Annotated in this window: 22 protein-coding genes; 8 read left to right on the top strand and 14 right to left on the bottom strand. The window is 72.6% G+C overall.

Annotated features, from left to right (window positions below; genetic code table 11):
• The first annotated feature begins 92 nt into the window (after window positions 1-92).
• Both ACIRB4_RS17585 and ACIRB4_RS17580 read left to right on the top strand, forming a co-directional pair.
• Window positions 93-1,313 carry an MFS transporter gene (locus tag ACIRB4_RS17585; protein ID WP_403292154.1) on the top strand — a complete coding sequence of 407 codons (1,221 nt, stop codon included), beginning with the start codon at window positions 93-95 and terminating at the stop codon, window positions 1,311-1,313.
• Window positions 1,314-1,644: 331 nt separating this feature from the next.
• Window positions 1,645-2,391, top strand: coding sequence for a maleylpyruvate isomerase family mycothiol-dependent enzyme (locus ACIRB4_RS17580; protein WP_403292417.1), 747 nt, complete (start codon window positions 1,645-1,647; stop codon window positions 2,389-2,391).
• A 43-nt stretch (window positions 2,392-2,434) separates the two neighbouring features.
• On the opposite strand, the gene ACIRB4_RS17575 is transcribed toward ACIRB4_RS17580, so the two are convergent.
• The gene (locus ACIRB4_RS17575; protein ID WP_403292415.1) at window positions 2,435-3,799 is read right to left on the bottom strand and encodes a geranylgeranyl reductase family protein; all 1,365 of its coding nucleotides are present in this window, start codon (window positions 3,797-3,799) and stop codon (window positions 2,435-2,437) included.
• Between the two features lie 316 nt (window positions 3,800-4,115).
• Between ACIRB4_RS17575 and ACIRB4_RS17570 the strand changes: the two genes are divergently transcribed.
• On the top strand, window positions 4,116-5,480 hold the full coding sequence (locus tag ACIRB4_RS17570; RefSeq protein ID WP_403292153.1) for a dipeptidase: 1,365 nt from the start codon (window positions 4,116-4,118) through the stop codon (window positions 5,478-5,480).
• Window positions 5,481-5,579: 99 nt separating this feature from the next.
• The gene (locus tag ACIRB4_RS17565) at window positions 5,580-6,260 is read left to right on the top strand and encodes an MBL fold metallo-hydrolase (protein WP_403292151.1); all 681 of its coding nucleotides are present in this window, start codon (window positions 5,580-5,582) and stop codon (window positions 6,258-6,260) included.
• A gap of 17 nt (window positions 6,261-6,277) precedes the next feature.
• Here the strand turns inward: ACIRB4_RS17565 and ACIRB4_RS17560 are convergent, their stop codons facing one another.
• Window positions 6,278-7,321 carry an NUDIX domain-containing protein gene (locus ACIRB4_RS17560; protein WP_403292413.1) on the bottom strand — a complete coding sequence of 348 codons (1,044 nt, stop codon included), beginning with the start codon at window positions 7,319-7,321 and terminating at the stop codon, window positions 6,278-6,280.
• Window positions 7,322-7,536: 215 nt separating this feature from the next.
• Between ACIRB4_RS17560 and ACIRB4_RS17555 the strand changes: the two genes are divergently transcribed.
• Window positions 7,537-7,773 (top strand): hypothetical protein, encoded by a 237-nt coding sequence (locus tag ACIRB4_RS17555; protein WP_403292149.1) that lies wholly within the window; start codon window positions 7,537-7,539, stop codon window positions 7,771-7,773.
• Window positions 7,774-7,954: 181 nt separating this feature from the next.
• Here the strand turns inward: ACIRB4_RS17555 and ACIRB4_RS17550 are convergent, their stop codons facing one another.
• Window positions 7,955-8,920 carry an ROK family protein gene (locus ACIRB4_RS17550; protein WP_403292148.1) on the bottom strand — a complete coding sequence of 322 codons (966 nt, stop codon included), beginning with the start codon at window positions 8,918-8,920 and terminating at the stop codon, window positions 7,955-7,957.
• 161 nt (window positions 8,921-9,081) lie between these two features.
• Between ACIRB4_RS17550 and ACIRB4_RS17545 the strand changes: the two genes are divergently transcribed.
• Window positions 9,082-10,113 (top strand): LacI family DNA-binding transcriptional regulator, encoded by a 1,032-nt coding sequence (locus tag ACIRB4_RS17545; protein ID WP_403292147.1) that lies wholly within the window; start codon window positions 9,082-9,084, stop codon window positions 10,111-10,113.
• Between the two features lie 34 nt (window positions 10,114-10,147).
• On the opposite strand, the gene ACIRB4_RS17540 is transcribed toward ACIRB4_RS17545, so the two are convergent.
• The 6 genes from ACIRB4_RS17540 to ACIRB4_RS17515 all read right to left on the bottom strand — a co-directional run bounded on the left by ACIRB4_RS17540 (window position 10,148) and on the right by ACIRB4_RS17515 (window position 16,511).
• The gene (locus tag ACIRB4_RS17540; protein ID WP_403292145.1) at window positions 10,148-11,941 is read right to left on the bottom strand and encodes a serine/threonine-protein kinase; all 1,794 of its coding nucleotides are present in this window, start codon (window positions 11,939-11,941) and stop codon (window positions 10,148-10,150) included.
• A gap of 85 nt (window positions 11,942-12,026) precedes the next feature.
• A complete protein-coding gene (locus tag ACIRB4_RS17535; RefSeq protein WP_403292143.1) occupies window positions 12,027-13,325 on the bottom strand; it encodes a DUF6986 family protein in 1,299 nt (432 codons plus the stop codon).
• Between the two features lie 153 nt (window positions 13,326-13,478).
• The gene (locus ACIRB4_RS17530; protein WP_403292142.1) at window positions 13,479-14,441 is read right to left on the bottom strand and encodes an electron transfer flavoprotein subunit alpha/FixB family protein; all 963 of its coding nucleotides are present in this window, start codon (window positions 14,439-14,441) and stop codon (window positions 13,479-13,481) included.
• Between the two features lie 58 nt (window positions 14,442-14,499).
• On the bottom strand, window positions 14,500-15,285 hold the full coding sequence (locus ACIRB4_RS17525) for an electron transfer flavoprotein subunit beta/FixA family protein (protein ID WP_403292140.1): 786 nt from the start codon (window positions 15,283-15,285) through the stop codon (window positions 14,500-14,502).
• Between the two features lie 189 nt (window positions 15,286-15,474).
• Window positions 15,475-15,993 carry a flavin reductase family protein gene (locus ACIRB4_RS17520; protein ID WP_403292138.1) on the bottom strand — a complete coding sequence of 173 codons (519 nt, stop codon included), beginning with the start codon at window positions 15,991-15,993 and terminating at the stop codon, window positions 15,475-15,477.
• A 197-nt stretch (window positions 15,994-16,190) separates the two neighbouring features.
• Window positions 16,191-16,511 (bottom strand): TlpA family protein disulfide reductase, encoded by a 321-nt coding sequence (locus ACIRB4_RS17515; protein WP_403292137.1) that lies wholly within the window; start codon window positions 16,509-16,511, stop codon window positions 16,191-16,193.
• A gap of 230 nt (window positions 16,512-16,741) precedes the next feature.
• Here ACIRB4_RS17515 and ACIRB4_RS17510 point away from each other — a divergent pair, with 230 nt between their 5' ends.
• Window positions 16,742-17,464 (top strand): lysophospholipid acyltransferase family protein, encoded by a 723-nt coding sequence (locus tag ACIRB4_RS17510; protein WP_403292135.1) that lies wholly within the window; start codon window positions 16,742-16,744, stop codon window positions 17,462-17,464.
• Between the two features lie 27 nt (window positions 17,465-17,491).
• Here ACIRB4_RS17510 and ACIRB4_RS17505 read toward each other — a convergent pair whose 3' ends face one another.
• The 5 genes from ACIRB4_RS17505 to ACIRB4_RS17485 all read right to left on the bottom strand — a co-directional run bounded on the left by ACIRB4_RS17505 (window position 17,492) and on the right by ACIRB4_RS17485 (window position 22,154).
• Complete coding sequence (locus tag ACIRB4_RS17505) at window positions 17,492-18,202, bottom strand: B3/4 domain-containing protein (protein ID WP_403292133.1); 711 nt, start codon at window positions 18,200-18,202, stop codon at window positions 17,492-17,494.
• Between the two features lie 13 nt (window positions 18,203-18,215).
• Complete coding sequence (locus ACIRB4_RS17500; protein WP_403292131.1) at window positions 18,216-18,818, bottom strand: transglutaminase family protein; 603 nt, start codon at window positions 18,816-18,818, stop codon at window positions 18,216-18,218.
• A gap of 74 nt (window positions 18,819-18,892) precedes the next feature.
• The gene (locus ACIRB4_RS17495) at window positions 18,893-19,960 is read right to left on the bottom strand and encodes a threonine aldolase family protein (protein ID WP_403292411.1); all 1,068 of its coding nucleotides are present in this window, start codon (window positions 19,958-19,960) and stop codon (window positions 18,893-18,895) included.
• A gap of 8 nt (window positions 19,961-19,968) precedes the next feature.
• Window positions 19,969-20,721 (bottom strand): SDR family NAD(P)-dependent oxidoreductase, encoded by a 753-nt coding sequence (locus ACIRB4_RS17490; protein ID WP_403292409.1) that lies wholly within the window; start codon window positions 20,719-20,721, stop codon window positions 19,969-19,971.
• Between the two features lie 26 nt (window positions 20,722-20,747).
• A complete protein-coding gene (locus ACIRB4_RS17485; protein ID WP_403292129.1) occupies window positions 20,748-22,154 on the bottom strand; it encodes a DUF6421 family protein in 1,407 nt (468 codons plus the stop codon).
• A 312-nt stretch (window positions 22,155-22,466) separates the two neighbouring features.
• Between ACIRB4_RS17485 and ACIRB4_RS17480 the strand changes: the two genes are divergently transcribed.
• Window positions 22,467-23,150 carry a glycerophosphodiester phosphodiesterase gene (locus ACIRB4_RS17480; protein WP_403292127.1) on the top strand — a complete coding sequence of 228 codons (684 nt, stop codon included), beginning with the start codon at window positions 22,467-22,469 and terminating at the stop codon, window positions 23,148-23,150.
• The last annotated feature ends 78 nt before the right edge of the window (window positions 23,151-23,228 follow it).

Raw genomic sequence — 23,228 nt, 5'->3', positions numbered from 1 at the left:
CACCGTATCGATCACGTACCTCCGCACCGGCTTCCCGGGCCTGACCGGTCGCCCGGTTGAAATGACGGCGGCCTGACCCCTATCCTGAGTTTGTGCCGCTACTAAACAAAGTAAGGACGGCCGTTCCGGGGGGTCCCGGCGGAAACACCGCCGATCGCTCCCTGTTCCGCCTCCGCTCCGCCCTGACCCTCTTCTTCGCCCTCGACGGCTTCCTCTTCGCCGGCTGGGTGGTCCGGATCCCCGCCATCAAGCAGCAGACCGGCGCCACCGCCAGCGACCTCGGACTCGCCCTGCTCGGCGTCTCCGCCGGTGCCGTGGTGACCATGACGCTGACCGGACGCCTGTGCCGGCGCTACGGCAGCCACGCCGTCACCGTCATCACGGCCGTCCTGCTCTCCCTCTCGATCGCCCTGCCCGCCCTGACCGGGTCACCGCTCTCCCTCGGCCTCGTGCTGCTCCTCTTCGGCGCGGCGTACGGCGGGATCAACGTCGCCATGAACAGCGCGGCCGTCGATCTCGTCGCCGCGCTGCGCCGCCCCGTGATGCCCAGCTTCCACGCCGCCTTCAGCCTCGGCGGCATGCTCGGCGCGGGCCTCGGCGGGCTCGTCGCCGGAAGCCTCTCCCCCGCGGCCCATCTGTTCGGCCTCACCGTCGTCGGCCTGCTCCTGACGGCCCTCGCCGGCCCCGTCCTGCTCCGTACGCCCTCCCCCGCCCCGCCGGAGGAGGAGCGCGCCGCCGACCGGCCCCGGGCCAGGACCGGTTCGCGCGGGCTCGTCGTCGTGTTCGGTGTCATCGCGCTGTGCACCGCGTACGGCGAGGGCGCCCTGGCCGACTGGGGCGCCCTGCACCTGGAGCAGGACCTTCACGCGCACCCGGGTGTGGCGGCCGCCGGCTACTCCGTCTTCGCGCTGACGATGACGGCCGGCCGGCTCTCGGGCACCGTGCTCCTCGAGCGCCTCGGCCAGACCCGCACCCTGGTCGCGGGCGGTGCCACGGCCGCCGCCGGCATGCTGCTCGGCGCGCTCGCCCCGAGCGTCTGGGCCGCCCTGCTGGGTTTCGCCGTGACCGGGCTCGGCCTGGCCAACATCTTCCCGGTCGCCGTGGCCCGCGCGGGCGCGCTGGCCGGTCCCAGCGGTGTCGCCACCGCCTCCACCCTTGGCTACGGCGGCATGCTCCTGGGCCCGCCGTCCATCGGGTTCCTCGCCGACTGGTTCTCGCTCCCGATCGCCCTCACCACCGTCGCCGCGCTCGCGGCGGGCGCCGCGGTGATCGGTTACGCGGCCCGCAACGCGCGGGCGCCCGAGGCGGGTTGACTGCTAGGGAGTGTCCGGAAAGTATCGCCGTCCGCCCGGAGGGCGGGGTGTGCGGCGTCCGGTGCGTGCGATCGCAAGACGGAGGAGGGAGACAATGGCGGAGCCATGGCGACCGACGACAACGCGGCGTGGGGGCACCTCCCGTGCCCGAAGGGCTACGGGGGAGCGCGTGCAGGGCGCCGCACACCAGGTGAGACTTTCCGGGGCAATACACCTAGGTCCTGCGACCGTAGGCGCGCCTGAACCGGTCGCGGGGCGGCCGGTCGACGGCGAGGCGTGAACAGCCACCGACCGGTCGCGGTGACTGGCAGAATCCCGACGCATGGAGATCATAAAAGTCGACGAGCACATCGAGGCCCTTGGCGCGGCGGGCCGCTCCCTGGCCGACGCCGCCGCCGAAGCCGGTACGGACGCCGAGGTCGTGACCTGCCCCGGATGGCGAGTGCGTGATCTGCTGCGGCACACGACGATGGTGCACCGCTGGGCGACCGCCTTCGTCACCGAGGGGCACACCTCCTACCACCCCGACGGCGGCGAGCCGGATCTCGACGGCGACGCGCTGCTCGCCCACTACCGCGCGGGGCACGCGGACCTCGTCGCCGCTCTGCGGGCGGCGCCCGCGGACCTGGAGTGCTGGACCTTCCTGCCCGCCCCCTCCCCTCTCGCCTTCTGGGCCCGACGGCAGGCCCACGAGACGACGGTCCACCGCGCGGACGCCGAATCGGCCTCGCTCGAAGGGCGGCCGGGACCGGTGGACCCGGTCATCGCCGTGGACGGGATCGACGAGCTGCTGCGGGGCTTCCACGCCCGCGACCGGAGCCGGGTGCGGACGCCTGAGCCCCGCACGCTGCGCGTCCGGGCGACGGACACCGGCGACGTGTGGACGACGCGCCTGTCACAGGGGGCGCCGCACACCGAACGGACCTCCGACGGCCCGGCGGACTGCGAGCTGAGCGGGCCCGCCGGCCGCCTCTATCTGACGCTCTGGAACCGGCTCCCCGACTCGGCCGTGACCGTCACCGGCGACGCCTCGCTCGCCCGGCTGTGGCGGGAGAATTCCGGCATCACCTGGTCCTAGGCTCGCGCGGCGCCGGTCCGCGGCCGACGCCGTCTGAGATCGCTCAGGGCGTTTCCGGCACCGTCGGCTCCGGGCCCCCAGGGCGCTCGGCGGTGGTGGGCTCCGGCGACCCCGCCTCGCTCGCGGCCCCCGCCCCGTCCTGCCGTACGGCGTTCCGGCCGCCGTCCTCGGCATGGGGCGTCGCGCCCCTGCCGGACGCACCGGCCGTCGCCGCCAACCGGCGGTCGAGGAGGTCGAGCGCCCGGCGCGCCAGGCCGTTCGAACGGACGTACCCGGCGAGCGTGGTGGAGCCGCGGGTGATGTCCGTGAAGGCGTTCCAGGCCGGCCGAAGGCCGGTGACGGCCGCGTGCAGCAGGCCCGGCCGGCGCTCGAACAGGGCCAGCATCCGCCGGCCGACCGCCATCTCCACGCCGAGGCCCGCCTTGATGGCGAAGGCGTAGTTCAGCGCCTGACGGCGGGCGTCGACGGCGTCGTTCGCCTCGGCGATCCGTACCGCCCACTCCCCCGCGAGCCGCCCCGAGCGCAGCGCGAACGAGATGCCCTCGCGGGTCCACGGCTCCAGCAGGCCGGCCGCGTCGCCGCACACCAGGACGCGGCCGCGCGACAGCGGCGAGTCGTCGCTGCGGCAGCGTGTGAGATGGCCGGACGAGATCGCCGGTTCGAAGCCCGCGAGCCCGAGCCGGGCGATGAAGTCCTCCAGATAGCGCTTGGTCGCCGCGCCCTCACCGCGCGCCGAGATGACGCCGACGGTGAGCGTGTCGCCCTTGGGGAACACCCAGCCGTAACTGCCGGGCATCGGCCCCCAGTCGATGAGGATCCGCCCCTTCCAGTCCTCGGCCACCGACGCCGGAACCGGGATCTCCGCCTCCAGGCCGAGGTCCACCTGGTCCAGCTTGACCCCGACGTGCGCTCCTATCCGGCCGGCGCTGCCGTCCGCGCCGACGACCGCCCGCGCGAGGAGCGTCTCCCCGTCGGTGAGGACCACGGCGACCGTCCGCCGGTCCGGGACCGCGGGGCCGTGCTGCTCGACGCGCGAGACGGTGGCGCCGGTGCGCAGCTCGGCGCCCGCCTTCTGCGCCTGCTCGACGAGCCCGGCGTCGAACTCCGGCCGGTTGACGAGCCCGAAGAGCATCCGGCGCGAGCGGCGGGTGCGGGCGAAGCGTCCGTTGTGGGAGAAGGTGACGGCGTGCACCCGGTCCTGGAGGGGCAGTTCGAAGCCGGGCGGCAGGGCGTCGCGCGAGGGTCCGATGATGCCGCCGCCGCAGGTCTTGTAGCGCGGCAGTTCCGCCTTCTCCAGCAGCAGCACCCGGCGGCCGGCGACGGCCGCCGCGTAGGCCGCGGACGCTCCGGCGGGGCCCGCCCCGACGACGATCACGTCCCAGACGGTCGCGGCGCCCTCCGGGAACAGCTCCTCCGCCCCGGCCTCGGTACCGGTCGTGGCCGACGTCCCCCCGGTCTCGGCATCGGCCGACGCCCCCGGGGCCCCTGCCCCGGTGCGCGTCTCCCGGGCGGCCTCCGCCGCTTCAGACTCTTCCGCTCCGGCGTCTGCGTTCTCGCTGCTCACGATGTGCTTCTGCTCCTGATCCGACCGGTGGTCCGTGCTCTGTACGGCATCCTACGGCGCGGCCTCCGGCAGCCCGCGCCGTAGGATCGGCCGTACGTGCGCCGTACAACCGACTTACGGCGCCGCCCTTCACAACGTCGCACCCACGAGGAGCGTGCCCATGACCACGAATCCGATCGCCGAGACCGTCGCCGGCCTGATGCCCCGCGCCAAGGCGGAGCTGACGGAGCTGGTGGCCTTCGAGTCGGTGGCGGACGAGGCCGTGGCGCCGCGCAGCGAGTGCGAGGGCGCCGCGAACTGGGTCGCCGACGCGCTGCGCGCGGAGGGCTTCCAGGAGGTGGCGCTGCTCGACACCCCCGACGGTTCCCAGTCGGTGTACGGCGTGCTGCCCGGGCCGCTCGGGGCCCCGACCGTCCTGCTCTACGCGCACTACGACGTACAGCCGAAGCTGGACGAGTCGGCGTGGCTGAGCCCGCCGTTCCAGCTGACGGAGCGGAACGGGCGCTGGTACGGGCGTGGCGCGGCCGACTGCAAGGGCGGCTTCATCATGCACCTCCTCGCGCTGCGCGCGCTCAAGGCGAACGGCGGCGTGCCCGTCACGGTCAAGGTGATCGTGGAGGGCTCGGAGGAGCAGGGCACGGGCGGCCTGGAGCGGTACGCCGAGGCGCACCCCGATCTGCTGTCCGCCGACGCGATCGTGATCGGTGACACCGGCAACTTCCGTGTCGGCCTGCCGACGGTGACCGCGACCCTGCGCGGCATGACCATGATCCGGGTCCGGATCGACACCCTCGAAGGCAACCTGCACTCCGGCCAGTTCGGTGGAGCGGCGCCCGACGCGCTGGCCGCGCTGATCCGCGTACTGGACACGCTGCGGGCCGAGGACGGCTCCACGGTCATCGACGGGCTGCCGGCCGACGCGGTGTGGGAGGGTCTGCAGTACCCGGAGGAGGAGTTCCGCAAGGACGCCAGGGTCCTGGACGGCGTCGGCTTGCCGGGCCACGGCACGGTCGCGGACCGCATCTGGGCGCGTCCGGCCGTCACCGTCATCGGCATCGACTGCCACCCGGTCGCCGGCGCGACGCCGTCGATCCCGTCGACCGCCCGCGCGCAGATCAGCCTGCGGGTGCCGCCGGGCCAGGACGCCGCCGAGGCGACCCAGCTGCTCTACGCCCACATCAAGAAGCGGGTGCCGTGGAACGCCCGGGTGAGCTTCGAGCAGGTCGGCCAGGGCCAGGCGTTCAGCGCGGACGTGACCAGCCCGGCGTACACGTCGATGGCCGAGGCGATGCGGATCGCCTACCCGGGTGAGGAGATGCAGGCGTCGGGCATGGGCGGCTCGATCCCGCTGTGCAACACGCTCGCCGCGCTCTACCCGAAGGCGGAGATCCTGCTGATCGGTCTGAGCGAGCCGGAGGCGCAGATCCACGCGGTGAACGAGTCGGTGTCGCCGGAGGAGCTCGAGCGGCTCTCGGTGGCCGAGGCGCACTTCCTGCTGAACTACGCGCGCTCCAAGCAGGTCTGAGCGGCGGGATACTGACACCCCCTCAGGTTCAGCGTTCGGCGAACTCGCCGAGAGCGTAGAGGCATACGGCGGGCGTGCGCGGCCGCGTACGTTCGCCGTATGGACCTCATCGAGATCACCCCGCGGCTCCACATGCTCCGCTTCTCCATCGGCCAGGCGTATCTGTGGCGGGACGGGGCGGAGTTGACGCTGATCGACGCCGGGTGGGTGGGCTCGGCCGACGCGATGGAGACGGCGCTGCGGGAGACGGGCCTGGACCCGGCCCGGTTGCGCCGGATCGTGCTCACGCACTGTCATCGGGACCATGTCGGGTCGGCGGGGGAGCTCGCGGAGCGGTACGGGGCGGAGATCCTGGCCCACCGCCTGGACGCCCCGGTGATCCGGGGCGAGGCCCCGGTCCCCGAGCCGGTGCTGCTCGACTGGGAGGTCACGCTGTACGAGCACGGCCTGACCGTGCCCGAGGCGCCGCCCACCCGGGTCGACCGGGAGCTCGAGGACGGGGACGTGCTGGACTTCGGCGACGGGGCCGTCGTCGTGCACACCCCGGGGCACACGGACGGGTCGCTCGCGGTCCATCTGCCGCGCCACGGCGTGCTGTTCACCGGGGACACCGTGGCATCGGTCCAGGGCGTGTCGTTCGGCGTCTTCCATGTGGACCGCGAGCGCGCCATGGACTCGATGCGGCGGCTGGCGGAGCTGAAGCCCTCGGTGATCTGCTGCGGCCACGGGGAACCGGTGACGGCGGACGCGGCGGGGCAACTGTCGGCGGCGCTCGGATAGCCCGGGGGTCCGTTCTCTCAGCCGACGGGCACGCCCGCCTCGAGGTTGAGTACGGTGCCGCGTTCGCGGGCACGCAGGGCCCACCGCAGGCGCCGGTAGCGGACGGGCGGGAGGAGGTCGGCGGCCTCCTCCTCGGTGACGAAGCGCCAGCCGCGCAGCTCGGCGCCGGGGAGGAGCAGGTGGTCGGCGCGGGCGGCGGGCAGCCGGCCCCCGTCGAAGAGGAGCCGCAGGCCGCCGTAGCCCGGAGGCTGGGGCCGTTCCCAGTCGACGAGCAGCAGACGGGGTACGGCGTCGAGTTCGAGCCCGATCTCCTCGGCCACCTCGCGCATCCCCGCGCGGGCGGGCGGCTCCCCGGGTTCGACGACGCCGCCGGGGAACTCCCAGCCGGGCTTGTAGGTGGGGTCGACGAGCAGGACGCGGTCCCGTTCGTCGAAGAGCAGGACGCCGGCGGCCAGCGTCTCGCCGGTCGGCTCGGGTGTCTGGACGATGCCGCAGGAACCGGCGGTGCCGGTGTGGAGGGCTTCGGCGACGGCGGCGGCCGCCTCGGCGGGGGTGAGGGCCGAGGTGTCGACGGTGTGGGCGTCGGCGGCGAGCCAGTCGGCGCGGGCGGCCCGGTAGGGCTCGATGTGGTCGAGGGACCAGCGGCGGACGCGTTCGAGGGCCTCGGGGTCGGAGTCGTCGGGTGTGCGGGTGGTGATCCGCTCACGCAGGATCGTTTCGTCCGGGGCGAGCAGCACGTGCAGCACCTCGATACGGCGGGCGGCGAGACCGCCGAATATCTCGTCGCGGTACTCCTGGCGCAACAGGGTCATGGGGACGACGAGCACTCCGCCGACCTCGGCGAGCAGGGCGGCGGCCGCGTCGACGACCAGACGGCGCCAGATCCGCAGGTCCTGGAAGTCGTTGACCTCGGCGAGTCGTTTCTGCGGCAGCAGCCAGTTCATCGCGCCGCCGATCAGTTCGGGGTCGTACAGGGTGCTGTTCGGGATCAGATCGACCAGCTCGCGCGCGGTGGTCGACTTCCCCGCGCCGAACGCACCGTTGATCCAGACGATCACGATTCCCCCTCTTCGGTAGCCCTCAGTGGCTTGCCCGCAACACCCTGCCACGGAAACACCCGTGGGTGACCGGGTGATCCGGTCGTCGCGGGGGCCTGAGTCGGCCGGTCGGGGGTACGCGCAGTACAGGGCGTCTCACGGAGCGAACGCGCGTACGGGACGATGCGTGACGCTTCGGGGCGAACTGTCGTTGGATGAGCAAGGCAAGGGGTGGCGAGATGAAGCGAACGGTATTGGAGAGGTTTCCCGCGGGAGGGCCGCGGGGCAGCTGGCCGGCCGAGGAGTTCGCCAGCGCACGCCGGGGCGAGGGGCTCCCGGCGCAGGTGGTGATGGACCTGGAGAACGACGCGTTCCTGGTGATCGTGGAACAGCGGACGGCACGGACGGCGAAGCCGGCCGGAGCGAAGGCGTCGGCACGAACCTCGGCGTCGGCCTCGGCTCAGAGCGGCCGCTGACCGCCCGTCAGCGGCCTCGGCTCAGAGCGGCCGCTGACCGCCCGTCAGCGGCCGCGGCGCGCGCGTGCGGACGTGCCGCCGCGTACCGGCGCGGATGCGGGTGCGCGTACGAACGTGCCGTCGCATACCGGCGGATGCGGGTGCGAACGTGCCCCGTACGCTCGGCGTCGCGCCGGCACGATCAGCCCGCGACCGGGGCCCCGTCGCGAGGCGTGGGGACCGCCGCCGCGGCCGCGCCGAGGAGGCCGGCGTCCGTGCCCGTGAGGGCGGGGGCGACGGTGAGGTCGCGGACGAAGGACAGCGTCGCGTAGGAGCGCAGGCTGCGCCGCAGCGGGGCGAAGAGGACCTCCCCCGCACCCGCCACTCCCCCGCCGATGACGGCGATGTCGATCTCGACCAGCGTGGCGGTGGCGGCGATTCCGGCCGCGAGCGCCTGCGCGGCGCGCTCGAAGGAGGCGACGGCGACCGGGTCCCCGGCCCGCGCCGCGGCGGCGACCGCGGCGGCCGAGGTGTCACCGTCGGGGCCGGGACGCCAGCCGTTCTCCAGGGCACGGCGCGCGATGTGGGGCCCGCTGGCGATCCGCTCGACGCAGCCGCGTCCGCCGCAGGCGCACAGGTCGCCGTCCAGATCCACGCTGACGTGGCCGATGTGGCCGGCGTTTCCGGTGGGGCCCGGGTGCACCCGCCCGCCGAGCACCAGTCCCCCACCGACGCCCGTGGAGACGACCAGGCACAGGGCGTTGTCATGGCCGCGGGCCGCACCCTGCCAGTGTTCGGCCGCCGTCATGGCGACTCCGTCGCCGACGAGGGCGACGGGTCGGCCGCCGACCACCCTGCGCACCCGCTCCACCAGCGGAAACCCGCGCCAGCCGGGGATGTTGACCGGGCTGACCGTGCCGGCGCCGGCGTCCACCGGGCCCGCGCTGCCGATGCCCACCGCGTGCGCCGCCTCCCCCAGGGACGAGCCCGCCAGCTCGGCGAGCACCTCCTCGACCGCGCGCATCACCGTCTCGCCGTCCTCCCGCGCGGGCGTCGGCCGCTGCGACCGTACGAGAATCCGGCCGCCGCAGTCCACCAGCGCCCCGGCGATCTTGGTGCCGCCGATGTCCAGGGCGACGACGAGGCCGGCGGCGAGGTCGGTGTGCATGGCGCGAGGTCTCCCGGAGGGCAGGCGAGGGCGGTGATGGGTGTGACGTACAGTCTCCTCTCCTCTGACAACGTTGTCCAGGGCCTATGCTCGACAACATCACGACGGCATCCGCCGAGCCGTCCGAAGAGCCGTCCGACGAGACAGAGGATCCGCGCACCGTGGCCGACAACGCCCGCCGCCCCGAACACCGTTACGGCAATCGGCCCACGATGAAGGATGTGGCGTCCCGGGCCGGTGTCGGACTCAAGACGGTCTCGCGCGTGGTCAACGGCGAGCCCGGGGTCACTCCCGACACCGAGCGGCGGGTCCAGGAGGCGATCGAGTCCCTCGGCTTCCGGCGCAACGACAGCGCGCGCGTCCTGCGCAAGGGCCGCACCGCCTCGGTCGGGCTGGTCCTGGAGGACCTGGCCGACCCCTTCTACGGCCCGCTCAGCCGTGCCGTGGAGGAGGTGGCCCGGGCCCACGGGGCACTGCTCATCAACGGTTCCAGCGCGGAGGACCCGGACCGTGAGCGGGAGCTGGCGCTGGCGCTCTGCGCCCGCCGGGTGGACGGGCTCATCGTCATCCCGGCCGGCTCCGACCACCGTTATCTGGAGCCGGAGATGAAGGCGGGGGTCGCCACCGTCTTCGTCGACCGGCCGGCGGGCCGGATCGACGCCGACGCGGTCCTCTCGGACAGCTTCGGCGGCGCGCGGGCCGGCGTGGCCCATCTGATCGCCCACGGCCACCGCCGGATCGGCTTCATCGGTGACCAGCCGCGCATCCACACCGCGACCGAGCGGCTGCGCGGCTACCGCGCGGCGATGGAGGACGCGGGTCTGGCGGTCGACGGCTCGTGGGTCTCGCTGGGGCCGACGGACCCGGAGCGGGTACGGGACGCGGTGACCGGGATGGTGTCGGGCCCCGAGCCGGTCACCGCGGTCTTCGCGGGGAACAACCGGGTCACGGTCACGGCGGTGCGCGCGCTGGCGGGCCGCCGGCACCCGGTGGCGCTGGTGGGGTTCGACGACATCGAGCTGGCCGACCTGCTCGGCATCACCGTCATCGCCCAGGACGCGGCGGCGCTGGGCCGTACGGCGGCGGAACGCCTCTTCCGCCGCCTGGACGGCGCCGACGAGGCTCCGGCCCGGGTGGTCCTGGAGACGACCCTGATACCCCGGGGGTCGGGCGAGATCGCCCCGCCGGCGTAGCACGTGTCCCCGGCGGACCTGGGCCGGTCCGTGCTCAGCAGACGGGGAGGCCCGGCAGCGGCTGGTCGTTCTCGCCGCCCTTGAGATTCACGACGTTGACGTAGACGTTGGTGTTGCCGCTGTCGTCGTCCGTCCTGGCGGCCCAGACGTTGGTCCACTCGCCGTGCGTCTCACGCCGCCCCAGATCGCTCTGGCAGTAGAAGTAGTTGGTACCGGCGTTGAGCGTGCCCATGGCGGCGCCCGACTGGTTGTACGACGTCGCCGTGCGCCACACCTGGCAGTCGTACTTCCCTCCGCCCCGGGGGTGGCAGACCGGTGCGGGCTGCGTGGACTGCCCGCCGCCGCTCGTCGTGGCCGTGCCCCCGGTCGTACCGCTGCCTCCGCTCGTGCCGCCGCCGCTCGCCGAACCGCCTCCGGAGGCGCTTCCGCCGGTCGTGGTGGCTCCACCGTCCGTACCGCCGCCGCCGGAGCCGGGCACCGGCGGCTTCGACGCCTTCGACGCGGACGCGGACGGCGACGCGGAGTTCGTCGCGCCCGCCTTCGAGGGAGCGGCGGACCCGGTCGCCGCGCCCACGCCGCCCTGGTCGAGGGCGCGCCCGGGGTCTGCCGCGGGGCTGCTCGGCGAGGTCTGCCCTCCGGCAAGTCGCTCCCGGTCCGTGCCGTCGCCGGGCCCGACGAGGGCGTAGGTCACGCCGCCGCCCGCCAGCAGGACGGCCGCGACGGCGGCGGCGACCAGCGCCGTCGACCGCTTGCGCGCGGGCGGCCCGGCGGCGGTGTGACCGGCGGACGGGAACCCGCCGGCCGGTGTGGTGGAGGGGTGGGTGGCCGCGGGCGCCGCGGGGGCGAATCCTTCGGCGGGCGGCACCGCGGGGCCGAAGCCCTCGGGACGGTGCGGAACCGCGTTCGGTTCGGTCGGTACGGGGGCGGCCCCCGGAACCCCGTACGGCGCGACGGGGCCGGTGGAGGCGTACGGCGCGACGGGGCCGGTGTCGCCGCCCCGGGCCACGGCGGCGAGAAGGGCGGCCGCCGACCTGGCGTCGGGGCGCTGCGCCGGGTCCTTGTCCATCAGCTGCCGCAGGACGGGCCCGAGGGGGCCGGCGTTGCGCGGCTCCGGCAGGGGCTCCACGACGATGGCGTTCAGGGTCGACCAGGTGGACGTGCGGCGGAACGGCGAGGAGCCCTCCACGGCCGCGTACAGCGTGGCGCCCAGCGCCCAGACGTCGGAGGCGGCTCCCGGCTGCTGTCCCTGGGCGCGCTCCGGTGCCAGGTAGTCCAGCGAGCCGACGATCTCACCGCTGCGGGTGAGACGGGTGTCGGCGCCGTCGCCCGGGTCGTCCATGGCGGCGATCCCGAAGTCGGTCAGGACGACCCGCCCGCTCCGGTCGAGGAGGACGTTGCCGGGCTTCACGTCGCGGTGGAGCACCCCGACCTCGTGCGCGGCCGCGAGCGCCTCCAGGACGGCGGCGCCGATCCGGGCGGCCTCCCGTGGGTCGAGGACGCCGCGCTCGCTCAGGACGTCGTCGAGCGAGGGTCCGTCGACCAGCTCCATGACGATGACGGGGCGGCCCTGATGGTCGGTCACGTCGTGGACGGCGATGACTCCGGGGTGCCGTACCCGGGCCGCGGCGCGCGCCTCGCGCTGCATCCGCAGGCGCAGATCGGCCAGTTCCGGACCCGAGGAGTCGTTGAAGGCCCGCAGTTCCTTGACGGCCACTTCGCGGCCGAGGACCTCGTCGACGGCGCGCCAGACGACGCCCATGCCGCCGCGGCCCAGTTGGCGTACGACTCGATAGCGGCCGGCGAGCCGCTCGTTCTCCCCCGAAGACACCGATGCCCCGTTCTCTGTCGGCTGTGTGGAACGCGTACAGAGTACGGGGCCCGGTGGCGACCTTCGTGCGGTGGTTCCGTGGGGGTTACGGGGCGGTGCCGGTCAGGTCGCCGCGGCGCGGTGCGGCGAAGCGGTCGAGGGCGGCGCGGGTCAGACCGGTGAGGGCGTCGACCTCGGCGGTGTCCAGGGCTCCGCAGTCGATGCCGCGCAGCAGGTACGAGCTGAGGGCCTTGGCGGTGGCGGGCTCGTCCATGACGTCGCCGCCGGCGTGGTTGGCGTAGGCGGACAGGCGCTTGGCGGCGGCCTCGAAGCCCTCGCGGTAGAAGGCGAAGACGGCGGCGTAGCGGGTGGGGATGTGTGCCGGGTGCATGTCCCAGCCCTGGTAGTAGGCGCGGGCGAGGGCGCGGCGGGTGAGGCCGTAGTGCAGGCGCCAGGCCTCGTGGACGTGCTCGGTGGAGCCGACGGGCAGGACGTTGGTGGAACCGTCGGAGACGCGTACGCCCGTACCGGCGGCGGCGACCTGCATGATCGCCTTGGCGTGGTCGGCGGCCGGGTGGTCGCTGGCCTGGTAGGCGGCGGAGACGCCGAGGCAGGCGCTGTAGTCGAAGGTGCCGTAGTGCAGTCCGGTGGCGCGGCCCTCGGCGGCGTCGATCATGCGGGCCACGGCGGCGGTGCCGTCGGCGGCGAGGATGGACTGGCTGGTCTCGATCTGGATCTCGAAGCCGAGGCGGCCGGCGTCGAGGCCGTGGGCCTTCTCGAAGGCCTCCAGGAGGCGCACGAAGGCGGAGACCTGCTCGGGGTAGGTCACCTTGGGCAGGGTGAGGACGAGGCCGTCGGGGAGGCCGCCGTGCTCCATGAGGCCGGTGAGGAAGACGTCGGTGGTGCGGATGCCGCGGTCGCGTACGGCGGCCTCCATGCACTTCATCCGGATGCCCATGTACGGGGCGGCGGTGCCGTTCTCGTACGCCTCCGAGATCAGCCGGGCGGCGCGGGCGGCGTCGAGGTCTTCGGCGTCCGGGCCCGCACCCGCGTAGCCGTCCTCGAAGTCGACCCGGAGGTCCTCGATCGGCTCGCGCTCCAGCTTGGCCCGTACGCGGCCGTACACGTCCTGCGCGAGCGCGTCCGGGAGGCCGAGGACGGCGGCGAAGGAGTCGGCGTCGGGCGCGTGCTCGTCGAGGGCGGCGAGGGCCTGGTCGCCCCAGGAGCGGATGGTTCCGGCGTCGAAGACGTTGCCGGGGACGTAGACGGTGTGGACGGGCTGGCGGGTGCCGGGGTCTCCCGGGTAGCGGCGGTCCAGCTCGGCGTCCACGGCGGCGAGGGAGGCGCTGATGCCCTCGCTGACCGCGCCCGCGAGGCTCGTGGCGACCTTCTCCTGCTGACCCATTCCCACACCCTTCTCTTTTCCGCTTCACGGAATCAACAATCCGTATAGCGAAGTTAGTAGCCGGTCGGGACCTGAGTCAATGGTTGTCCGAAACGGCCGGGGGCCGCGCGGTGATCATCACCGCGCGGCCCCCGGACCGTACAGAACTGCAGGTCAGCCCTTGCGGGCCTTGATCTCCTCGGTCAGCTGCGGGACGACCTCGAAGAGGTCGCCGACGACGCCGTAGTCGACGAGGTCGAAGATCGGGGCCTCGGCGTCCTTGTTGATCGCGACGATCGTCTTCGACGTCTGCATACCGGCACGGTGCTGGATCGCGCCGGAGATGCCGGAGGCGATGTACAGCTGCGGCGAGACCGACTTGCCGGTCTGGCCGACCTGGTTGGAGTGCGGGTACCAGCCGGCGTCGACGGCGGCGCGCGAGGCGCCGACGGCGGCACCGAGCGAGTCGGCGAGCGACTCGATGATCGCGAAGTTCTCGGCGCCGTTGACACCGCGGCCGCCGGAGACGACGATCGCGGCCTCGGTCAGCTCCGGGCGGCCGGTCGACTCGCGCGGGGTGCGCCCTGTGACCTTGGTGCCGGTGGCCAGCGCGCCGAAGGAGACCGCGAGGGGCTCGACGGCGCCCGCGGCCGGGGCGGCCTCCACGGGGGCCGAGTTCGGCTTGACCGTGATGACCGGGGTGCCCTTGGAGACACGGGACTTGGTGGTGAAGGAGGCGGCGAACGCGGACTGCGTCGCGACCGGGCCCTCGTCGCCGGCCTCGAGGTCGACGGCGTCGGTGATGATGCCGGAGCCGATGCGGACCGCGAGGCGGGCCGCGATCTCCTTGCCCTCGGCGGAGGACGGGACGAGCACGGCGGCCGGGGACACAGCCTCGTACGCGGCCTGCAGCGCGTCGACCTTCGGTACGACGAGGTACTCGGCGAACTCGGGGGCGTCGGCGGTCAGGACGCGGGTGGCGCCGTGCTCGGCGAGGGCCGGGGCGGTGGCCTCGGCGCCGGAGCCCAGCGCGACGGCGACGGGCTCGCCGAGGCGGCGGGCCAGCGTCAGCAGCTCAAGGGTGGGCTTGCGGACGGCGCCGTCGACGTGGTCGACGTAGACGAGAATCTCAGCCATGGGGATTCAATCTCCTGCGAACGAAAAGGGGGCGGACTTCAGCGGCTCGCGCGAGCCCTTAGATGAACTTCTGGCTCGCGAGGTACTCGGCCAGCTGCTTGCCGCCCTCGCCCTCGTCCTTGACGATCGTGCCGGCCGTGCGGGCCGGACGCTCCGCCGCCGAGTCGACCGCGGTCCAGGCGCCCTCCAGACCCACTTCCTCGGCCTCGATCTCGAGGTCGGAGAGGTCCAGGGACTCCACCGGCTTCTTCTTGGCGGCCATGATGCCCTTGAAGGACGGGTAGCGGGCCTCGCCCGACTGGTCCGTCACCGACACGACGGCCGGGAGGGACGCCTCCAGCTGCTCCGACGCGGTGTCGCCGTCACGGCGGCCCTTCACGACGCCGTCCTCGACCTTGACCTCGGACAGCAGCGTGACCTGCGGGACGCCCAGGCGCTCGGCGAGGATGGCCGGGAGGACACCCATGGTGCCGTCGGTGGAGGCCATACCGGCGATGACGATGTCGTAGCCGGTCTTCTCGATCGCCTTGGCGAGCACCAGCGAGGTGCCCATGACGTCGGTGCCGTGCAGGTCGTCGTCCTCGACGTGAACGGCCTTGTCGGCGCCCATGGACAGCGCCTTGCGCAGCGCGTCCTTGGCGTCCTCGGGGCCGACCGTGAGCACGGTGACCTCGGCGTCGTCCGCCTCTTCGGCGATCTGCAGCGCCTGCTCGACCGCGTACTCGTCGAGCTCCGACAGCAGGCCGTCGACGTCGTCGCGGTCGACGGTCAGGTCATCGGCGAAGTGCCGGTCGCCGGTGGCGTCGGGCACGTACTTCACACAGACAACGATCCTCAAGCTCACGCCGGCTCTCCTACTGCATCGTCATAACTGGGCTGCCTTGTTGCTCGCAGCATAGGCGCCTGAAGGGCGGGTTTCCGGTTGGGGCGGCTTGGGCCCCGATCGAAATATTACTCGTCAGTACACCCAGTTCGTTACCGGTAAGCAAGCGCTCAGGTGTGTGACGTTAGCAACGCGCGAGGAGCGGAACTCTCAGTCGCGCAGGGCGTTGAAGCGGCCCTGGTGGTAGAGCAGCGGCCGGCCCGCTCCCGCGGGGTCTCCGGCGACCGCTTGGGCCATCACGATCCGGTGGTCGCCGGCCGGGACCCTGGCCACCACCCGGCAGACCAGCCAGGCGAGGACGCCGTCGAGGACCGGGACCCCCTCGGGGCCCACGCTCCAGCGGGTGGGGTCGCCGAACCGGTCGGCGCCGCTGCGCGCGAACGTCTCGGCCAGCTCGCGCTGGTGCTCGCCGAGTATGTGGACGCCGACGTGCTCCGCCTCGGCGATCACCGGCCAGCTGGAGGAGGAGGTGCCCACGCCGAAGGAGATCAGGGGAGGCTCCGCGGCGACCGAGGTGAGGGAGGTGGCGGTGAAGCCGACGGGGCGGTCCGCGCCGCCGGCGGTGATGACCGCGACACCGGCGGCGTGCTGCCGGAAGACGGAGCGGAGGAGGTCGGGCGAGGCCTGCCGGGGAGCACGCACGGTGCGGAGCTCGGGCGAAACCGTCATGGAACTGTCCTTCTGCGGGGGCGTCGTGAAAGGGGTGCGGGGGTTCTCAGGCACCCGGACAGCGCGCGCTCGCGTCGCGGGCCGGGTCGACGTGGGCCCGCCCGTGGAGAAGGAGTTCTGAGGGCATCTGGCCAGCCTGTCGATCGTCGGCGGGTGCCGTCAAGCGCGTCCCGGGATGTGGGAGATGTGTCACCGCGTCAGACGGCCCGGCCGAGCGCGGCGATGACATCGGCCCGGCGGGGCTGCCCCGAGGCCCGGACGACGATCCGCCCGGCGCGGTCGAGAACGAGCACCGTGGGGGTCCGGACGATCTCCATCGCGCGCACGAGGTCGAGCCGCTCCTCGGCGTCGATCTCCACGTGCCCCACGCCCTCGATCATGCCCGCGACCTCGGAGAGGGTCCGCCGGGTGGCGCGGCAGGGCTGGCAGAACGCCGTCGAGAACTGCACGAGGGTGGCCCGCTCCCCCAGCGGGGCGCCCAGCACCTCGGCGCCCAGCGCGTCCGGCTGCCCGCTCATGTCCGTTCTCCACTCTCCCGCCGTCTGGTACCGCTCCCTGCAGCGTCCCACGGCGGGGTTCGATTCCCGCCACAGCGGGCAGGCGTGACGAGAATCTCCCCGTACGAAGCCGTCAGGACTGGTCACCGGCGGCCGCATGGGGCACGATCTGCCCAAAGCCGAAAACCTACGGCTGCGTAACTTCCGCCGGGAGAACCCTCCCCAGGCACAGAAGAAGGGGTTCCTCTCAGATGGCAGAACTCGTCTATCGGCCGGTCATCGGCGCCGCACTCACGCTGTTCAAGGCGCTCGACCTCAAGATCGACACTCAGGGTTCGGAACACATCCCGCGCACGGGTGGTGCGGTGCTCGTGAGCAACCACATCAGCTATCTGGACTTCATCTTCACGGGCCTGGCCGCACTGCCGCAGAAGCGGCTGGTGCGCTTCATGGCCAAGGACTCGGTGTTCCGGCACACGGTCTCCGGCCCGCTCATGCGCGGCATGAAGCACATCCCGGTGGACCGCTCCCAGGGCGAGCACGCGTACCAGCACGCGCTGGAGTCGCTGCGGGCCGGCGAGATCATCGGGGTCTTCCCCGAGGCGACCATCTCGCAGTCGTTCACGCTCAAGAGCTTCAAGTCGGGTGCCGCGCGGCTCGCGCAGGAGGCCGGGGTTCCGCTGATCCCCATGGCCCTGTGGGGCACGCAGCGGATCTGGACCAAGGGCCGTCCCCGCAACTTCAAGCGCAGCCACATCCCGGTGACGATCCGGGTCGGCGAGCCGATGGAGGCTCCGGCGGACCAGTACGCGGGCGCGATCACCCGACGGCTGCGCGACCGGGTCCAGGAGCTTCTGGAGGCCGCGCAGCGCGCCTATCCCGTACGCCCCAAGGACGCGGGCGACACCTGGTGGGTGCCCGCGCACCTCGGGGGTACGGCTCCGACTCCGGCTCAGGTCAAGGAAGCCGGCTGACCGGTCGGCCCGCCCCGCACCGGAAGGTCACTCCGGGGTGCGGACCGTGATCCGCGCCCCGGGGCTCAGCTTCTCCAGCGACTCGGCGAGCTCCGTGCCCGCCGCCGTCAGCTCTGCGACTGTCATGGGGGCCAGCGACTCCAGCAGGAAGATCGCGTTGACCGTGCCGTCCTCGATCCGGGTGCGCGGCCCCTGGCGCCAGTTCCAGCGGCGGCAGGTGACACCCGCCTCGTCGCACCAGACGATCTCGCCCGGCTCCGGGTGCTCGACGGTCTCCTCGCCGCCGGCCATGGTCACGAACGGCTCGTCACCGGTGGCCCGTACGAGGCGCATCCCGCCCTGGATCTTGTCCAGGTCCTCGCCGCCCACCGGAATGAGATGGGCGACGCTGATCGCGTTGTAGGCGTCGACGAGCCGGTTGATCCGGGGCAGGCCGCCGGCCCCGCCGTCCCCGTTGTCGGCGAGTGCGCGCTTGGCGAGGGCCTCGGCGGAGTTGCGGGTACGGGACGGCTTCGCCCCGAACGCCGAGTACGCCGCGCGCCAGGCCGCGATGTGCGGGTCCTTGTCCGGGCCGGCCCCGGCGAGCCGCTCCGCCAGGCGTCGCGCCGCGTCGTCGAGCAGTGCCGAACTGGCCTCGTCGCTCGGCCCGTTGACGAGACCGTGGGCCTCGACGGCGAGATGGGTGAAGCCGGGGACGAGGGCACGTACCTCGTCGGACACGGTCAGGGTGAGGGGCATCGTCGTCCTTGCGTCAGAGTTCCGTCGGAAGGGTCCGCGAGAGGTGCGGCCGGTCGCGAGCGGAGTCCAGAGCGCTCAGGACGGCCGGATGTGGTTCAGCATAGAGCACCGGATAATCCACTTCACTGCACTCCGGCCGGACGGGCCATGCCAGCCGTTCCGCACCCAGGGAGAACTGCGCGTCGACGCCGGGCTTGTTCCCCCGGGGGTCCTGCCTCGACCACGCGGTCTCGCCCGGGAGCCGCAGGGCGATCAGCCCGTGGACGACCGGGTTCGTGCCGTCGTCGTCGGTGAGCCGCTGGTAGCAGAGCGCGGCGGGGATCCCCTCCGCGCGGAGCAGCGCGACGAGCGCGTGCGACTTGGCGTAGCAGATGCCGGTGCCGTGGGCGAGGACATCGGAGGCGCGCCAGGTGACTCGCATGTCCCCGGAGTCGAACGAGTGCGGGATGATGTCGCGGACGAACTCGTAGGCCGCCTTGGCGTAAGCGTATGCACTGGCGTCGGGGAGCTGGGCGCGCAGCCGGGCCGCGGTCTCCCGTACGAGCGGGTGCTCATGGTCGATGGCCGCGTCGGCGGCGAGGTAGGCGGAGTCCGGGTCCGGCTGGATGAGTTCCATGCACCCGGAGCGTAGGAAGACGGCCGACCGGAGTCAATCGATTTCCGGTCGGCCGTATATCTATGCATGCGCGTCTATCGCGCCATCTCTTCCTTCAGCGCCTGGAGGAACGCGTCGACGTCGTCCTCCGTGGTGTCGAAGGAGCACATCCAGCGCACGTCGCCGGCCGCCTCGTCCCAGAAGTAGAAGCGGAAGCGCTTCTGCAGCCGGGTGCTCACCTCGTGCGGGAGCCGTGCGAAGACCGCGTTGGCCTGGACGGGGTAGAGGATCTCCACGCCGTCGACCCCGCGCACGCCCGCCGCGAGCCGCTGCGCCATCGCGTTGGCGTGGCGGGCGTTGCGCAGCCACAAGTCCTTGGCGAGCAGCGCCTCCAGCTGCACCGACACGAACCGCATCTTGGACGCGAGCTGCATGGACAGCTTGCGCAGATGCTTCATATGGCTCACCGCGTCCGGGTTGAGGACCACCACGGCCTCGCCGAACAGCATGCCGTTCTTGGTCCCGCCGTACGAGAGGACGTCCACGCCCACCGCGTTGGTGAACGCCCGCATGGGGACGTCCAACGACGCGGCGGCGTTGGCTATCCGGGCACCGTCGAGGTGCACCTTCATGCCCTTGCCGTGGGCGTGCTCCACGATGGCGCGGATCTCCTCCACGGTGTAGACCGTGCCCAGCTCGGTGTTCTGGGTGATCGAGACGACCTGCGGCATGGCGCGGTGCTCGTCCTCCCAGCCCCAGGCCTGCCGGTCGATGAGCTCGGGCGTGAGCTTGCCGTCCGGGGTGGGCACCGTGAGCAGCTTGAGACCGCCCATGCGCTCGGGCGCTCCGCCCTCGTCCACGTTGATGTGCGCGGACTCGGCGCAGATCACCGCGCCCCAGCGGTCCGTCAGCGCCTGGAGGGCGGTGACGTTCGCTCCCGTGCCGTTGAAGACCGGGAAGGCTTCGGCGGTCGGGCCGAAGTGGCTGTGCATGATCCGCTGGAGGTGCTCGGTGTAGTCGTCCTCGCCGTAGGCGATCTGATGACCGCCGTTGGCGAGCGCGATCGCGGCGAGCACCTCGGGGTGCGCTCCGGCGTAGTTGTCGCTCGCGAAACCCCGGACCGACGGGTCGTGGTGACGACTCGCGTCGGTCTTGGGGGGCATCGCCGATGTCACGGCTTGGGGGTCAGCCACAGACGCTGTCCATTCACTTCCTGGGCGGGCCGGTCCCAGACACCGGCGATCTCGTCGGCCAGATCCTTGACGTCGGTGAAGCCCGCGAACTTCGCGTTCGGTCGCTCGGCGCGCATGGCGTCGTGCACCAGTGCCTTGATCACCAGGATCGTAGCCGCCGCCTTCGGACCGTCGTCGCCCCCCGCCTTGCGGAAGGCGTCGCCCATGGCGAGGGTCCACGCCTCGGCCGCGGCCTTGGCGGCGGCGTAGGCGGCGTTCCCCGCGGTGGGCTGGGAGGCGCCCGCGGCGCTGATGAGCACATAGCGGCCGCGGTCGCTGCGCAGCAGCGGGTCGTGGAAGGCCAGCGAGGTGGACTGGACGGTGCGGATCAGCAGCTTCTCCAGGAAGCTCCAGTCGGCCAGGTCGCTCTCGGCGAAGGAGGCGCTGCCGCGCCAGCCGCCGACGAGGTGGACGAGGCCGTCGATCCGGCCGAACTCCTTCTCGGTCTTGTCGGCCCATTCGCGGGCCGCGCCGACGTCCAGGAGGTCGACCGTGTCCCCGACGACGGTGGCGCCGCCATGCGCGTACCGGGCGGCGTCGACCGCCTCGGCGAGGCGGGCGGGATCGGCGTCGGAGGCGACGACGATCGCACCGGCTTCCGCCAGCCGCATCAGCGCGGCCCGGCCCGCGGGGCCCGCCGCTCCCGCGACCGCGATGACGGCACCCTCCAGCGATCCGCCGTTCCCGTTCATGGTCGTCGCCTCCTCCGTGACTGAGTTCACGCGGCAGCCTGCTCGGACCGCGAAGCGTTCGCGGCCGTGATGCCCTTGGTGGACGCGATCACGCCCTTGAGCTTCTTGGCAAGGGCCTCATAGAACATGCTGAGCGGAAACTCGTCCGGAAGCACGTCGTCGACGAGCTTGCGCGGCGGCTGCGTCAGGTCGAGGGCGTCGGGGCCCTTGGCCCAGCGCGAGCCGGGGTGCGGGGCGAGGTAGGTGGAGACGAGTTCGTACGCCTTGAACCAGTGGACCAGCTTGGGGCGGTCGATGCCGTCGCGGTACAGCTTCTCGATCTCGGCGCAGAGCTGGTTGGTGACCTCGGGGGCACGCTGCCAGTCGATCTTGAGCGTGTTGTCCGTCCAGCGCACCACGTCGTGCTTGTGGAGGTACGCGAAGAGGAGCTGGCCGCCCAGGCCGTCGTAGTTGCGGTTGCGGTCGCCGGAGACCGGGAAGCGGAACATCCGGTCGAAGAGGACGGCGTACTGCACGTCGCGACCGTGGGGGTTGCCCTCGGCGTCGAGCTTCACGGCCTCCTTGAAGGCGGTGAGGTCGCAGCGCAGCTCCTCCAGGCCGTACATCCAGAACGGCTGGCGCTGCTTGATCATGAAGGGGTCGAAGGGCAGGTCGCCGTGGCTGTGGGTGCGGTCGTGGACCATGTCCCACAGCACGAAAGCGGACTCGCAGCGCTGCTGGTCGTGGACCATGGCGGCGATGTCCTCGGGCAGGTCGATGCGCAGGATGTCGACGGCGGCCTCGGTGACCTTGCGGAAGCGGGCGGCCTCGCGGTCGCAGAAGATGCCGCCCCAGCTGAAGCGCTCGGGGGCCTCGCGCACGGCGATGGTCTCGGGGAAGAGGACGGCCGAGTTGGTGTCGTAACCGGCGGTGAAGTCCTCGAAGGTGATGCCGCAGAACAGCGGGTTGTCGTAGCGGGTGCGCTCCAGCTCGGAGAGCCAGTCCGGCCAGACCATGCGCAGCACGACGGCTTCGAGGTTGCGGTCCGGGTTGCCGTTCTGCGTGTACATCGGGAAGAGCGCCAGGTGCTGGCGCCCGTCCACGCGCTCGGCAGCCGGCTGGAAGGCGAGCAGCGAGTCGAGGAAGTCGGGGACCTCGAAGCCGCCCTCGGCCCACTTGCGCAGGTCGGCGATGGCGGCGCGGTGGTACTCGGCGTCGTGCGGGAGCAGCGGGGAGAGCCGCTCCACCGCGGCGACGATCCGCTCGACGGTGGCCTCGGCGACCGCGCGGGACGGCGCGCCCTCGGCGTCGAAGTCGATGGATCCGTCCTTGCTCTGCCAGGGGCGGATCTCCTCCACGGCATTCTTGAGCTCGGGCCAGGCAGGGTGGTCGATCACCGGGTCAGAGGTGGATATCCCCCCACCGATCACGTCCTGCACAAGAATTTCCGTCATTCCACTTCCTCCACAGGAGAACCTCGCGTCAAGACACCGTATCCATTCGCGGTTCCTTCCCACAAGTGGAGCAAGGGGAAATTATCCTGCCCCACCCCTATGGTCACCGTGAATTTTCCTGTCGGGAGGGGCTGGGGCGCTCGCATCCACCGCCTGGCTCGGTACCGGCCGCACGGCGGCGGGGCCTCGGAACGGCGCGTTCCCACGCCCCCCGCGCGTGCGCTTCCCTCTCCGGCCCCAGCGATTAGGCTGCGCCACCACCGGGGAGACCGGAGGGACCCGGGCACGGACATCGACGGAAGCGAGAAGATCTTGAGTTTCCTCACCATCGGTCATCGCGGAGTCATGGGCGTCGAACCCGAGAACACGCTGCGCTCCTTCGTCCGCGCCGAGCAGGCCGGCATGGACGCCATCGAGCTGGATCTGCATCTGAGCAAGGACGGCGCCCTCGTCGTCATGCACGACGCCGACGTCGACCGGACCACGGACGGCAGCGGCCCGATCGCCGAGCTGACCCTCGCCGAGCTGCGGGAGCTGGACGCCGGAGAAGGGGAGCGTGTGCCGGTCTTCGAGGAGGTCCTGGACGCGGTGACCTCCCCCCTCCAGGCGGAGATCAAGGACGTGGCGGCGGCCAAGGCCCTCGCCGAGGTGATGGTGCGCCGCGACCTGGCCGACCGCGTGGAGGTCCTCTCCTTCCACGACGAGGCCCTCGCGGAGATCTCCCGGCTGGTTCCCGGCGTCCGTACCGCGCTCGTGGCGGACCGCTGGGGCGCGGACGTGGTGGACCGGGCGAAGGCGGTCGGGGCCGGCGCCCTGGTGCTCAACATCCGGCACCTCACCCTGGAGACCGTGGAGCGGGCCCACCGCGAGGGACTGCGGGTCATCGGCTGGGTCGTGAACACCCAGGACGACCTGCGGCTGGCCCGGGCCCTGAATCTGGACGGCGCGACGACCGACCGACCGGAGATCCGCCGCACCGGCCGCTTCACCGCGTGACGGCCCGGCCGGGACCAGGCACCCGCCACGGAACGACGGCCCGGCCCGGACCAGGCACCCGCCGTCGGCCGACGGCCC

Origin of the sequence: Streptomyces sp. NPDC093600 (assembly GCF_044764755.1) — a bacterium.
Lineage (GTDB): Bacteria > Actinomycetota > Actinomycetes > Streptomycetales > Streptomycetaceae > Streptomyces.
Note: the sequence above shows the minus strand (reverse complement) of the source record. Positions and strands in the feature narration are given on the sequence as shown.

Coding starts and splice junctions, on each gene's coding strand:
- ACIRB4_RS17500 (WP_403292131.1), bottom strand. CDS start 18,818: ATGGAACTCATCCAGCCGGACCCGGACTCCGCCTACCTCGCCGCCGAC.
- ACIRB4_RS17515 (WP_403292137.1), bottom strand. CDS start 16,511: ATGAGCGGGCAGCCGGACGCGCTGGGCGCCGAGGTGCTGGGCGCCCCG.
- ACIRB4_RS17485 (WP_403292129.1), bottom strand. CDS start 22,154: ATGACGGAAATTCTTGTGCAGGACGTGATCGGTGGGGGGATATCCACC.
- ACIRB4_RS17490 (WP_403292409.1), bottom strand. CDS start 20,721: ATGAACGGGAACGGCGGATCGCTGGAGGGTGCCGTCATCGCGGTCGCG.
- ACIRB4_RS17495 (WP_403292411.1), bottom strand. CDS start 19,960: ATGCCCCCCAAGACCGACGCGAGTCGTCACCACGACCCGTCGGTCCGG.
- ACIRB4_RS17520 (WP_403292138.1), bottom strand. CDS start 15,993: ATGACGGTTTCGCCCGAGCTCCGCACCGTGCGTGCTCCCCGGCAGGCC.
- ACIRB4_RS17555 (WP_403292149.1), top strand. CDS start 7,537: ATGAAGCGAACGGTATTGGAGAGGTTTCCCGCGGGAGGGCCGCGGGGC.
- ACIRB4_RS17505 (WP_403292133.1), bottom strand. CDS start 18,202: ATGCCCCTCACCCTGACCGTGTCCGACGAGGTACGTGCCCTCGTCCCC.
- ACIRB4_RS17550 (WP_403292148.1), bottom strand. CDS start 8,920: ATGCACACCGACCTCGCCGCCGGCCTCGTCGTCGCCCTGGACATCGGC.
- ACIRB4_RS17510 (WP_403292135.1), top strand. CDS start 16,742: ATGGCAGAACTCGTCTATCGGCCGGTCATCGGCGCCGCACTCACGCTG.
- ACIRB4_RS17530 (WP_403292142.1), bottom strand. CDS start 14,441: ATGGCTGAGATTCTCGTCTACGTCGACCACGTCGACGGCGCCGTCCGC.
- ACIRB4_RS17570 (WP_403292153.1), top strand. CDS start 4,116: ATGACCACGAATCCGATCGCCGAGACCGTCGCCGGCCTGATGCCCCGC.
- ACIRB4_RS17565 (WP_403292151.1), top strand. CDS start 5,580: ATGGACCTCATCGAGATCACCCCGCGGCTCCACATGCTCCGCTTCTCC.
- ACIRB4_RS17535 (WP_403292143.1), bottom strand. CDS start 13,325: ATGGGTCAGCAGGAGAAGGTCGCCACGAGCCTCGCGGGCGCGGTCAGC.